General features: G+C 65.7%; 10 protein-coding genes and 3 tRNA genes. 7 read left to right on the top strand and 6 right to left on the bottom strand.

The window, feature by feature from the left end; genetic code table 11:
- Positions 1-18: 18 nt before the first annotated feature.
- Both ACN9M4_RS12490 and bcp read right to left on the bottom strand, forming a co-directional pair.
- Positions 19-100: transfer RNA gene (locus ACN9M4_RS12490), tRNA-Leu, on the bottom strand.
- A gap of 74 nt (positions 101-174) precedes the next feature.
- Positions 175-651 (bottom strand): thioredoxin-dependent thiol peroxidase, encoded by a 477-nt coding sequence (bcp, locus tag ACN9M4_RS12485; protein ID WP_426298322.1) that lies wholly within the window; start codon positions 649-651, stop codon positions 175-177.
- A 93-nt stretch (positions 652-744) separates the two neighbouring features.
- Between bcp and ACN9M4_RS12480 the strand changes: the two genes are divergently transcribed.
- The gene (locus ACN9M4_RS12480; protein WP_426298319.1) at positions 745-1,242 is read left to right on the top strand and encodes a MarR family winged helix-turn-helix transcriptional regulator; all 498 of its coding nucleotides are present in this window, start codon (positions 745-747) and stop codon (positions 1,240-1,242) included.
- A gap of 85 nt (positions 1,243-1,327) precedes the next feature.
- On the opposite strand, the gene ACN9M4_RS12475 is transcribed toward ACN9M4_RS12480, so the two are convergent.
- The 4 genes from ACN9M4_RS12475 to ACN9M4_RS12460 all read right to left on the bottom strand — a co-directional run bounded on the left by ACN9M4_RS12475 (position 1,328) and on the right by ACN9M4_RS12460 (position 3,868).
- Positions 1,328-1,403, bottom strand: a tRNA-Lys gene (locus ACN9M4_RS12475).
- 68 nt (positions 1,404-1,471) lie between these two features.
- Positions 1,472-1,547 (bottom strand) — tRNA-Lys (locus ACN9M4_RS12470).
- 118 nt (positions 1,548-1,665) lie between these two features.
- Positions 1,666-2,769 carry a PQQ-dependent sugar dehydrogenase gene (locus ACN9M4_RS12465; protein WP_426303464.1) on the bottom strand — a complete coding sequence of 368 codons (1,104 nt, stop codon included), beginning with the start codon at positions 2,767-2,769 and terminating at the stop codon, positions 1,666-1,668.
- A 127-nt stretch (positions 2,770-2,896) separates the two neighbouring features.
- Positions 2,897-3,868 carry a hypothetical protein gene (locus ACN9M4_RS12460; protein WP_426298317.1) on the bottom strand — a complete coding sequence of 324 codons (972 nt, stop codon included), beginning with the start codon at positions 3,866-3,868 and terminating at the stop codon, positions 2,897-2,899.
- A 95-nt stretch (positions 3,869-3,963) separates the two neighbouring features.
- On the opposite strand from ACN9M4_RS12460, the gene ACN9M4_RS12455 reads away from it, so the two are divergent.
- The 6 genes from ACN9M4_RS12455 to serA all read left to right on the top strand — a co-directional run bounded on the left by ACN9M4_RS12455 (position 3,964) and on the right by serA (position 12,471).
- On the top strand, positions 3,964-4,914 hold the full coding sequence (locus ACN9M4_RS12455) for a LysR family transcriptional regulator (RefSeq protein WP_426298315.1): 951 nt from the start codon (positions 3,964-3,966) through the stop codon (positions 4,912-4,914).
- Between the two features lie 73 nt (positions 4,915-4,987).
- Positions 4,988-6,709, top strand: coding sequence for a dihydroxy-acid dehydratase (gene ilvD / locus ACN9M4_RS12450; RefSeq protein ID WP_426298313.1), 1,722 nt, complete (start codon positions 4,988-4,990; stop codon positions 6,707-6,709).
- Between the two features lie 377 nt (positions 6,710-7,086).
- Positions 7,087-8,988 (top strand): acetolactate synthase large subunit, encoded by a 1,902-nt coding sequence (locus ACN9M4_RS12445; RefSeq protein WP_426298311.1) that lies wholly within the window; start codon positions 7,087-7,089, stop codon positions 8,986-8,988.
- Between the two features lie 2 nt (positions 8,989-8,990).
- Positions 8,991-9,503, top strand: coding sequence for an acetolactate synthase small subunit (ilvN, locus tag ACN9M4_RS12440; RefSeq protein ID WP_426298309.1), 513 nt, complete (start codon positions 8,991-8,993; stop codon positions 9,501-9,503).
- Positions 9,504-9,597: 94 nt separating this feature from the next.
- Positions 9,598-10,623 (top strand): ketol-acid reductoisomerase, encoded by a 1,026-nt coding sequence (ilvC, locus tag ACN9M4_RS12435; RefSeq protein ID WP_426298307.1) that lies wholly within the window; start codon positions 9,598-9,600, stop codon positions 10,621-10,623.
- Between the two features lie 252 nt (positions 10,624-10,875).
- The gene (gene serA / locus ACN9M4_RS12430) at positions 10,876-12,471 is read left to right on the top strand and encodes a phosphoglycerate dehydrogenase (RefSeq protein WP_426298304.1); all 1,596 of its coding nucleotides are present in this window, start codon (positions 10,876-10,878) and stop codon (positions 12,469-12,471) included.
- The last annotated feature ends 128 nt before the right edge of the window (positions 12,472-12,599 follow it).

Genomic DNA, 12,599 nt, shown 5'->3' with positions numbered 1-12,599 from the left:
TCCAGCCGTCCATATTTGTGCGCAAGGGGGGACTTGAACCCCCACGCCCGAAGGCACAGGAACCTAAATCCTGCGTGTCTGCCAATTTCACCACTCGCGCGAGTGCCGGCGCCGGGATCCTGACGGTTCCGTTGCCGTGCCGGCCTCCATTCTACCCATGCGGGCCGGGTGGCTTCAGCGGACGTCCAGTTTGAGGTCCCTGCGGAGCTTGGCAACATGCCCGGTTGCCCTCACGTTGTATTGGGCCACCGCCACTTTGCCCTCCGGGTCCACCACGATCGTGGAGCGGATCAGGCCTTGGTACGTGCGGCCGTAGTTCTTCTTTTCACCCCAGGCGGCATAGGCGTCCGCCACCTTGTGGTCCTCGTCGGAGAGCAGGGGGAACGTCAGTGACTCCTGGGCCACGAACTTCGCCAGGGCGGGAACGGGATCGGGGGAGACGCCCAGGACCCGGTAACCGGCCGCCTGCAGGGACGCGAGCGAATCACGGAAATCGCATGCCTGCTTGGCACAGGCCGGGGTAGATGCGGCGGGGTAGAAGTAGACGATGGTGTTGCTGCCCCGGTAGGACGCCAGGCTGACGTCGTTGCCGTCCTGGTCCTTGAGGGTGAAATCCGGTGCGCTGTCGCCGGGAATGAGTCGTTCAGCCATGGTGCTCCTTGCTTGCGTTCGCGACCACCCAGCTTAGTAACAGGGGAGGCCCGGAACCGAATTGCCGGCAGATGGTTTTATATACTGGCTGTTATGCCTGACATTGAGCGTTGGCCAACCGGAAGGCTGTTGTCTACAGCGGCACGGCTCGTCGAGCACGCCTGGAACGAGAAACTGAGCCGTCTCGGGTTGACGCACGCCGGAGTGATCGCCCTGGAAGTCCTCACGGTGAAAGGCCCCATCACGCAGGTCCTGCTGTCGCAGATCGTTCGGGTCCAAGCGCAGACCATGGGAAAGACCCTGTCCCGCCTCGAAGTGCACGGCTACATCGAAAGATCCCGCAGCTCGAGCGACCGGCGCAGCCAGATTGTCAGCCTGACCGAAGCGGGCACACGGGTACTCGAAACCGCGGAGCGCCTTGAACGCGAAGTGCTGCGGGATTCGCCCGTGGACGCCGACTCCCTGCGCGCGGAGCTCAAAATCCTGGTGCGTGCCCTGTCGGAGCGGCACGCCTCGGCCGAGGTGCACGACATCGTCGCGGCCGGTTCCAGTGTCCTGCGGCCCGGTACAGAAGGCGGGCATCGGAGCTGAAGCTCCATCTGTTCCTGAAACAGGAACAGGATTCCTGAAACGAAAGAATCCCGGACCAGCCTCAGCCGGTCCGGGATTCTTCCTTTGGTGCACCCCCCGGGACTCGAACCCGGAACCCATTGATTAAGAGTCAATTGCTCTGCCAGTTGAGCTAGAGGTGCATTCAGTTGTGGTGTCCAACCCAAAGAAATAACCCTTGAACGCTTTTGCCGCTCAAGGGCCCTTCCCTTGGTGCACCCCCCGGGACTCGAACCCGGAACCCATTGATTAAGAGTCAATTGCTCTGCCAGTTGAGCTAGAGGTGCTTGTCGTTTTCGACCGCCGGAATGGAGTTTTTCCTTTTCCGTTGATCTCCGCAACGACATGTAACTCTACACGAGAGTCACTCAAAGTGCGAAATCGGCCCGGGGTGTTTTGCCTGGCCTACCCGGGGAGCTTAAGCAGCAGGGCAAAATCAGGGTTCCGGTTGTTGCTGAGGACCCAGAGCGTGCCGTCCGGTGCCAGCGATACGTCCCTGAGCCGGCCGTATTCACCCGTGAAATAGGCCACCGGCGTTCCGGCCACTTCGCCTTTGAGGGGGATGGTCCAGAGCCGTTGCCCCCGGAGCGCGGCCGTGTATGCCACGCCGTCCACTATTTCCAAGCCGCTCGGCGAGGCATCGGCGGTGGACGGCCAGACGGCCTTGGCGTCGATGAAGCCCTCGCGGCCCGGGGCGCCGGTTACCTCGGGCCAGCCGTAGTTGCCGCCGGGGCGGATCAGGTTCAGCTCGTCGTCGACGTCCGGCCCAAACTCGCTGGCCCAGAACCTGCCGTCCTTGTCCCAGGCGAGGCCCTGGACGTTCCGGTGGCCGTAGCTGTACACAGGGTTGTCGCCGAAGGGATTGCCGGGCGCAGGTTTCCCGTCGGCCGTCAGGCGCAGGATCTTCCCGCCCAAGGCGTTCCGGTCCTGCGGCTGTCCACGCCGCTGCGAATCTCCCGTGCCTACGTAGAGGAAGCCGTCCGGGCCGAAGCGGATCCGGCCGCCGTTGTGCGTGGAAGCCTTGGGGATCCCGGAGAAAACGACGTCGGGCGGGCCCAGGGTGAGTTTGCCGTTTCCGTCTGCTTCCAGCTTCGCCCGGGCTATCCGGTTGTCTGATTCGGCCGTGTAGTAGAAATACAGCAGCCGGTCATCGGCAAAGTGCGGGGACAGTGCCAGCCCCAGCAGGCCGCCTTCGCCTTCGGGCACGACGCCGGGAACCTCGCCGATCGTGCTTGCCTCACCGTTCCGAACCGCCTTCAGGAGCCTGGAGTCCCGTTCGGAAATGAGGGCGGTTCGATCGGGCAGGAAGACCACCGACCATGGGATGTCCAGGCCCAGCTCGAGCTTGGCTTGGAGCGTGGGTCCCGCACCGTTCGGCGGTGTGCCGGCGGTACTTGCGGGGGACGTACCGCTTGCCGATGTGGGAGCCGGACCGGTTGTCGGAGGGGGAAGGGGCGGGCTGCCGGTACAGCCGGCGATCAATGCACCGCCGGAGAACAGGACAAGCAGGAGGGTGCCGGCACGAACCCGGAACCCTTTCGGTCGGGGTCTACCCTGGTGGCCGCGCGATCGCTGCCGCCGGGTCGGCACCCCCGGTGCGCCTGCCTTCACGGTTCCTCCGGCACCCGTCCGTCCCTCAGTAGCGCTCCCGGCGCGGCGGACGGAAACCTGCCGCCTCGGCGTGTGCCGCCGAGAGGAACCAGACGGACGCCTGGGCTTCTTCATAGGCCGGCATGTCCTCGTCGTAGTAGGTCATGGTGTTCGCGTCGGCTTTGACGGTGAACTCGGCGGGGCCGCTGCCGTCGGGGCCGGCCGCGGCTGACCCCTCCCCATAGGGCTGTCCTGCGGCCAGGTGTCCGCCGGCAGGGGCTGCGTCTTCTGCCGGGGCCTCCGCGGTGGTCTCCGGCTCGGCCGCGGCCTCGACCTCGGGAGCCAGGCCGTCCTCGGCGGCAGCCGTTTCGGCGCCGGGCAAGGTAGGTGCATGCGGAGCCGTGTACTCAGGGTTGTGCACCGGGGCCTGCCGCGGCGGGGCGTCGCTCCAGCTGGCCTCCCACTCTGCCTTGTCGGCAGCAGCGTCGGCGCGTCGACCGGCGTCGGCGGGGGTGACGTCGTCGGCCGTCACGCCATCGACGGGGGCCTCTTCGATCGACGGCGATTCGCCGGGCACTTCCTCGTTCAGTACAGCTTCGGCTGTTACTGGTTCTGCGAGTGCGGGTTCTTCGACGGGCTCCACGACGGCTTCTACCACGGGTTCCGGCCGGGCAGAAGTGGGCTCTGCCGCGGAGGCCGTTCCTTCGGCCGCTGCGTCTTCCCAGTCATCCACATCGCCTCCGCCGGTTTCGGCGACAGCCGGCTCCGGAACCACCGGTTCCGGTTCCGCCGCTGCCGGTTCCTGGGGCACGGGCGCCGGTGCAAGCGGCGCTGTGCCGGCAAGTGCCGCCGAGGCTGCGACGTCCATCTGCGGAGACGCAGCGGAGGGCGAGGGCGGTGCCGCATCGGCGAGGGAGGAGGTATCGGCGGGCGCGGAGGTGGAGCCCCTTCGGCTCAACAGCCACCACGCAATCGCGACGACGAGCACAATGACGATGACCCAGATCAACCAATCCACGGCAGGAGCCCTTCTGTTTGAGTGGTGCACTTGTCAGCCTTGACGTTACGGCGGCCCCCGGAGGGTGTCCAGCAACCATCCCCTAGGGTGGCCACATGGATTTCAAGAGGTTGCGGATCCTCCGCGAGCTGGCCGACCGGCAAACCGTCGGGGCCACGGCGGAGGCCATGAATGTCACGTCCTCCGCTGTATCCCAGCAGTTGAAGGCGCTGCAGGACGAGCTCGGCGTGGTGCTGGTCGAAAAGGCCGGCAGGGGGGTGAGGCTCACTGAGGCGGGCAGGGCCATGGCCGGTGCGGCCGCCGATGTTGCGACCGCAATGGCCCGGGCCGAGTCCACGATGGACGCCTACCGCCAGGGTTGGCAGTCGCGGATCAGGGCGGCCTTCTTTCCCAGCGCAGCCGAGATGCTCCTGCCCGGGCTGCTGCATCGGCTCGGACAGGTCGAGGGGGTCCGCCTCGAAGCGCATTTCGAGGACCCCGGCACCGCCGGATTCGCCGGCCTTGCCGCCGACTATGACATCGTCCTGGCGCACAGCGTGGATGGCGCGGAGCTTTTCGCGCGGCGCGGACTCGAAGTGCTGCCCCTGCTGGAAGAACCCCTGGACGTTGCCATGCCTGAGGGCCACGAGCTCGCCGCCAAGGTCCGGCTCACCGCGCACGACGTGGCCCGGTATCCGTGGATCGGGGTTCCCGCAGGCTTTCCTTTCGACACCGTACTCCGCCGGATCGAGCTTCAGGCAGGAACGACGGCGGTCCGCCGCCAGCGGTTTCCCGACCTGCGCGTCCTGGAAGCACTCGTCAAAGCCGGGCACGGCATCAGCCTGCTGCCCAGGTACACCGCCCGGAGCGGTGCCGGCCACGGGCTGGTGCTCCGGCCGATCGAGGGCGTCAGGGCCAGCCGGAGCATCGTTGCGCTGGCGCGCCGGGACGTCGCCGCCCGCACGACGGTGCGGCGCACACTCGAGCTGCTCCGCGAAGTGGCAGCTGAGGTGGCCGCTCCGGCAAGCCTCAGGCAGGCAGGCGGAGGTGGACTGCCGCTTGCCTGACACATTGCTGGAATTCCGGTCAAACGTGCCCAGGTAGTCGTGGGCCGGGCTGCGGAGTCATAGACTTTGCGCCATGACTGAGCACACCCAAATTGCGACAGGCAACACACCGGACATCAAGCCACGCAGCCGGGTCGTGACGGACGGCATCCACGCCGCCCCCGCGCGCGGAATGTTCCGTGCCGTCGGCATGGGCGATGACGACTTCGCCAAGCCGCAGATCGGCGTCGCGAGCTCGTGGAACGAAATCACTCCCTGCAACCTCTCGCTCAACCGCCTTGCCCAGGGCGCCAAGGAAGGCGTCCACGCCGGCGGTGGTTTCCCCATGCAGTTCGGCACAATCTCGGTTTCCGACGGCATCTCGATGGGGCACGAAGGCATGCACTTCTCCCTGGTCTCCCGCGAAGTCATCGCCGACTCCGTGGAAACCGTGATGCAAGCCGAACGCATCGACGGCTCCGTGCTCCTGGCCGGGTGCGACAAGTCCCTTCCCGGCATGCTCATGGCAGCTGCCCGCCTGGACCTTGCGAGCGTCTTCCTGTACGCCGGCTCGATCATGCCGGGCTGGGTCAAGCTGGAGGACGGCTCTGAAAAGGAAGTCACCCTCATCGATGCCTTCGAAGCCGTCGGTGCCTGCGCCGCCGGCAAGATGAGCCGCGGAGACCTGGACCGTATCGAGAGGGCCATCTGCCCGGGCGAAGGCGCCTGCGGCGGCATGTACACGGCGAACACGATGGCCTGTATCGGCGAGGCCCTGGGCATGTCCCTGCCCGGCTCCGCCGCCCCGCCCTCTGCAGACCGCCGTCGTGATGACTTCGCCCGCAAGTCCGGCGAGGCGGTGGTGAACCTGCTGCGCCTGGGCATCACGGCGCGCGACATCATGACCAGGAAGGCCTTCGAGAACGCCATCGCCGTGACCATGGCCTTCGGCGGCTCGACCAACGCGGTCCTGCACCTGCTGGCCATCGCCCGGGAGGCCGGCGTCGAGCTCACCCTGGACGACTTCAACCGCGTTGGCGACAAAGTCCCGCACCTGGGCGACCTGAAGCCGTTTGGCCGCTACGTCATGACCGACGTCGACAGGATCGGCGGCGTGCCGGTCATCATGAAGGCACTGCTCGACGCCGGACTGCTGCACGGTGACTGCCTCACCGTCACTGGCAAGACCGTTGCCGAGAACCTGGCCTCCATCAACCCGCCGGACCTGGACGGCAAGATCCTGCGCGCCATGGATAACCCGATCCACAAGACCGGCGGCATCACCATCCTGCACGGCTCCCTGGCTCCGGAGGGCGCCGTGGTCAAGAGCGCCGGTTTCGACGCCGACGTCTTCGAAGGCACCGCCCGTGTCTTCGAGCGTGAGCAGGGCGCCCTCGACGCCCTCGACAACGGCGAGATCAAGGCCGGCGACGTCGTCGTCATCCGCTACGAAGGCCCCAAGGGCGGACCGGGCATGCGCGAAATGCTCGCCATCACCGGCGCCATCAAGGGCGCAGGCCTCGGCAAGGACGTCCTGCTCCTGACCGACGGCCGCTTCTCGGGCGGCACCACCGGCCTCTGCATCGGACACGTCGCTCCCGAAGCCGTCGACGGCGGTCCCATCGCCTTTGTCAAGGACGGCGACAGGATCCGCGTCGACATCGCCGCCCGCACCCTCGACCTTCTGGTCGACGAGGCCGAACTCGAGGCCCGCAAGGTCGGCTGGGAGCCGCTGCCTGCGAAGTTCACCAAGGGAGTCCTGGCCAAGTACGCCAAGCTGGTGCACAGCGCATCAACCGGCGCCTATTGCGGGTGATTGGGTTCCCGCCCAACTGACTCGCAGTAGTTGTCGTTTTGACGCCTCATAACGACAACAACTGCGAGCTAGTTGGGGGAGGGGTCCGCAAGATGGACTTTGACGTCCATATAGTGAGATGAGGGTTTCCCCGTTTGACACCTCTCTCACAAAGAGGGAAAACTGAACGCATGATCGCAACCGTTACCGGCACCGTCGTCGTACTTAGCAAGCGCGTGGCTTACTAAGCCGGCCGGCAACGATCTGTCACGCGCAACCCCTCGAAGAGCCGCAAGGCTGAGGGGTTTTTTTATTGCCGACGGCAGAGCACGACCGCGATCGCAGCAGTATCCCAGCAGTACCTTTCACTAACTGAAGATCCCCAAAGGAAGAGTCCGATGAGCAAAGGATCGCCGATCAGCCCCTCGCTGATGGCTGCAAAGTCCGCTGGAGCCCCCAAGGCTCCGGAAAAAGTCGACCGTGCCACTGACGCCGTCGTCGACAATGCTGCAACTCTCTCTCCTGTCCTCGGGCCGAACAACGTTGTACCCCCAACGGTGATGACCGGCTCGGAAGCTATTGTCCGCTCGCTCGAAGAACTCGGCGTCGACGATATTTTTGGTTTGCCCGGTGGCGCGATCCTCCCCACCTACGACCCCTTGATGGCCTCCAAGATGAATCACATCCTGGTCCGTCACGAACAGGGAGCCGGCCACGCAGCCCAAGGCTATGCCATGGTCACCGGACGGGTTGGCGTCTGCATCGCCACCTCGGGCCCCGGTGCCACCAACCTCGTTACCGCCATCATGGATGCCCACATGGACTCCGTGCCCCTCGTCGCCATCACCGGCCAGGTCTCGGCTGCCGTCATTGGCACCGACGCCTTCCAGGAGGCGGACATCGTGGGCATCACCATGCCGATCACCAAGCACTCCTTCCTGGTGACCGACCCCGAAGACATCCCGCACGTGATGGCCGAAGCCTTCCACCTCGCATCCACCGGCCGTCCCGGGCCGGTCCTGGTGGACATCGCCAAGAACGCCCAGGTCGGCAACATGACCTTCTCCTGGCCGCCGAAGGTGGACCTGCCGGGCTACCGTCCGGTGGTCCGCGGCCACAACAAGCAGGTCCGTGAAGCGGCCCGCCTCATCGCCGAGTCCAAGAAGCCGGTGCTCTACGTGGGCGGCGGTGTGGTCAAGGGCCACGCCTCGGCCGAACTGCTGGAGCTGGCCGAACTGACCGGCGCACCGGTGGTCACCACCCTGATGGCCAAGGGCGCTTTCCCCGACTCCCACCCGCAGCACGTGGGCATGCCGGGCATGCACGGTTCGGTTTCGGCCGTCACCGCGCTGCAGCAGGCTGACCTCCTGGTGACCCTGGGCGCACGTTTCGACGACCGCGTGACGGGTGTGCTGAGCACCTTCGCCCCGAACGCGAAGGTCATCCACGCCGACATCGACCCCGCTGAAATCTCCAAGAACCGCCTGGCAGACGTTCCGATCGTCGGCTCGGTCAAGGAGATCATTCCGGAACTGAGCGAGGCCGTCCGCAACCAGTTCGCGCAGTCCGGCACTCCGGACCTCGCTTCCTGGTGGTCCTTCCTGGGCAACCTGCGCGACACCTACCCGCTGGGCTGGACGGAGCCGGAAGACGGACTCAGCGCGCCGCAGCGAGTCATCGAGCGCATCGGTGCGCTGACCGGCCCCGAAGGCATCTACGTTGCGGGCGTCGGCCAGCACCAGATGTGGGCCGCCCAGTTCATCAAGTACGAGCGCCCGCACGCCTGGCTGAACTCCGGCGGCGCCGGAACCATGGGCTACGCCGTGCCGGCAGCCATGGGCGCCAAGGTCGGCGAGCCGGACCGCGTGGTCTGGGCGATCGACGGCGACGGCTGCTTCCAGATGACCAACCAGGAGCTGGCCACCTGCGCGATCAACAAGATCCCGATCAAGGTGGCGATCATCAACAACTCCTCGCTGGGCATGGTGCGCCAGTGGCAGACCCTCTTCTACGACGGCCGCTACTCGAACACCGACCTCAACACAGGCCACGACACCGTCCGTATCCCGGACTTCGTCAAGCTCGCCGATGCCTACGGCTGCGCCGCACTGCGCTGCGAGCGGGACGAGGACATCGACGCCACCATCCAGAAGGCCCTGGAGATCAACGACCGCCCCGTGGTGATCGACTTCGTGGTCAGCCCGAACTCCATGGTGTGGCCGATGGTGCCCGCCGGCGTTTCGAACGACCAGATCCAGGTAGCCCGCAACATGACCCCGGAATGGGAAGAGGAGGACTAAGCATGAGCCGCCACACACTGTCCGTTCTGGTCGAAGACAAGCCCGGCGTGCTGACCCGCGTGGCCAGCCTCTTCGCCCGGCGCGCTTTCAACATCAACTCCCTTGCCGTAGGACCCACCGAAGTCCCCGGCATCTCCCGGATGACCGTCGTCGTCGACGCCGATGGCGAGCTCATCGAGCAGGTCACCAAGCAGCTGAACAAACTGGTCAACGTGATCAAGATTGTCGAGCTGACTTCCGAATCTTCCGTACAGCGCGACCACATCCTGGTCAAGGTACGTGCGGATGCCGCAACACGTCTGCAGGTCACCCAGGCTGCAGACCTGTTCCGTGCCTCAGTGGTCGACGTGTCCACCGACTCGTTGGTCATCGAGGCAACCGGTCACCCCGAGAAGCTCACGGCACTGCTTTCAGTGCTGGAGCCGTTCGGCATCCGTGAAATTGTGCAGTCCGGCACGTTGGCCGTTGGACGGGGATCCCGCTCCATGAGTGACAGGGCATTACGCTCCGCGTAAGAAGCAGCCCAGGCGCCGCCTGGCAGGGCACGCTGCTCTCCCGCAGCACCACAGAATTACATCTCCAAGAAACCACTCAAGAGGAGTTACGCAAGTGACTGAAATGTTCTACGACGACGACGCAGACCTGTCGATCATCCAGGGCCGCAAGGTTGCCATTGTCGGCTACGGTTCCCAGGGCCACGCCCACGCACTGAACCTGCGCGACTCCGGCGTCGAGGTCGTCATCGCCCTCAAGGAGGGCTCCAAGTCCGTCGCCAAGGCCGAGGATGCAGGCTTCACCGTCAAGAACGTTGCCGACGCCGCCGAATGGGCCGACGTCATCATGATCCTGGCACCGGACCAGCACCAGCGCTCGATCTACAACGACTCCATCAAGGACAAGCTGACTGCAGGCAAGGCCCTGGCCTTCGCCCACGGCTTCAACATCCGCTTCGGCTACATCGAGGCTCCGGAAGGCGTCGACGTCATCCTGGTTGCCCCGAAGGCCCCGGGCCACACCGTGCGCCGCGAATTCGAAGCCGGCCGTGGCATCCCGGACATCATCGCCGTCGAGCAGGACGCTTCCGGTTCCGCTTGGGAGCTCGCCAAGTCCTACGCCAAGGCCATCGGCGGCACCCGCGCCGGTGTCATCAAGACCACCTTCACCGAGGAAACCGAAACCGACCTCTTCGGCGAGCAGTCCGTCCTCTGCGGTGGCGTGTCCCAGCTGATCCAGTACGGCTTCGAGACCCTGACCGAGGCCGGCTACCAGCCGCAGATCGCCTACTTCGAGGTGCTGCACGAGCTCAAGCTCATCGTTGACCTCATGTGGGAAGGTGGCATCGCCAAGCAGCGCTGGAGCGTTTCCGACACCGCCGAGTACGGCGACTACGTCTCCGGCCCGCGCGTGATCACCCCCGAGGTGAAGGAAAACATGAAGGCCGTCCTGGCTGACATCCAGTCCGGTGCCTTCGCCAAGCGCTTCATCGACGACCAGGACAATGGCGCCGTCGAGTTCAAGGCGCTGCGTGCCAAGGCTGAGCAGCACCCGATCGAGGGTGTCGGCCGCGAACTGCGCTCCCTGTTCTCCTGGCAGCAGCAGGACGCCGACTACGTCGAAGGCTCCGCAGCCCGCTGAGGCCGCTGCCCCTAGGGCATCGCCTCATTTGAGCGTCCGTCCGGCCATCAGGCCGGGCGGACGCTTTTGTATTCGACGGCGCCGTATCCGGAACGTGAGTTTGTTCACAAGAAGCCCAGGGCGTACGTAACATCGACCCCGGGCGCCGGAAACGCCGTCGGGGGGCGATATTCTGGGCGGGACCCGGTTCTCAGTTCCGGGCAACGCATCCGCTCCTTGTCCACAGTCCTGTCCAAAGTAAGGTGCCACCCCGTGTCAGACACGAAACCCGTCGTCCTCATCGCCGAGGAACTTTCGCCCGCAACGATCGAGGCGCTCGGCCCCGACTTCGAAATCCGCCAGGTGGACGGTTCTGACAGGTCCGCGCTGCTGCCGGCCATCGCCGACGTCGACGCCATCCTGGTCCGCTCGGCAACCCAGGTGGACGCGGAAGCGGTTGCCGCCGCCAAGAACCTCAAGGTGATCGCCCGCGCAGGCGTCGGCCTCGACAACGTCGACATCAAGTCGGCCACCCAGGCCGGCGTCATGGTGGTCAACGCCCCGACGTCGAACATCGTCTCCGCCGCGGAGCTCACCGTGGGTCACATCCTCAGCCTGGCGCGCCACATCCCGCAGGCCAGTGCCGCGCTCAAGGGCGGCGAATGGAAGCGTTCCAAGTACACCGGCATCGAGCTCTTCGAGAAGAAGATCGGCATCATCGGCCTCGGCCGCATCGGCGCCCTCGTCGCGGCCCGCCTGCAGGGCTTCGACACCGAGATCCTGGCGTACGACCCCTACATCACCTCCGCCCGCGCCGCCCAGCTCGGCGTCAAGCTCGTCACCCTCGACGAACTGCTGGAGAACGCCGACTTCATCACCATCCACATGCCCAAGACCCCGGAGACCGTGGGCATGCTTGGCGCCGACGCCTTCCGCAAGATGAAGGAAACCGCGTACGTCGTCAACGTCGCCCGTGGCGGATTGGTGGACGAGGAAGCCCTCTACATCGCCCTGAAGGAAGGCCAGATCGCCGGCGCCGGCGTCGACGTCTTCAACAAGGAACCCAGCACCGACCTGCCGTTCTTCGAACTGGACAACGTCGTGGTCACCCCGCACCTGGGCGCCTCCACCGATGAAGCCCAGGAAAAGGCCGGCGTATCCGTCGCCAAGTCGGTCCGCCTCGCCCTCGCCGGGGAGCTGGTGCCCGACGCCGTGAACGTGGCCGGCGGCGTCATCGCCCCCGACGTGCGCCCCGGCATCCCGCTGATCGAAAAGCTGGGCCGGATCTTCACCGCGCTGACCCACGACTCCCTGACCCAGATCGACGTCGAGGTCGCTGGCGAAATCTCCAGCCTGGACGTCAAGGTGCTCGAGCTGGCCGCCTTGAAGGGCGTCTTCGCCGACGTCGTCACCGAGCAGGTCTCTTACGTCAACGCCCCGGTGATCGCCGAGCAGCGCGGCATCAACACCCGCCTGATCACGACGCCGGATGCCGAGGACTACCGCAACGTCCTGACCCTGCGCGGCGCCCTGAGCGACGGTTCCCAGATCTCCGTGGCCGGTACCCTGACCGGCCCCAAGCAGGTCGAGAAGCTCGTCGGCGTGAACGGCTACGACGTCGAAATCCCGATCACCGAGCACCTCGTGGTGGTTGGCTACCAGGACCGCCCGGGCGTCATCGGCACCATCGGCCACATCCTGGGCATGAACAACATCAACATCGGCGGCATGCAGGTTGCCCGCCAGTCCGAAGGCGGCCAGGTGCTCGCCCTGCTGACCATCGACAGCTCGGTCCCGCAACAGGTCCTTGATGCAATCAAGGCCGGCATCGGTGCCGACATGGTCCGCGAAGTGGACTTGGAAGACTAAGACGAACATCGGGCTACGCGCCGGGGCCACGGGCTTCGGCGTGTAGCCGTGGCCGGTCTGCATACAATGGCTTGGTCCGACTTTCGGATCCGGCGGCAGGCCGGCCACTACTTTTTGTACAGCAAACG

This window comes from Arthrobacter sp. R-11, assembly GCF_049913155.1.
Lineage (GTDB): Bacteria > Actinomycetota > Actinomycetes > Actinomycetales > Micrococcaceae > Arthrobacter.
The sequence above is the reverse complement of the archived record's forward strand: the minus strand, read 5'-3'. Positions and strand labels throughout refer to the sequence as shown.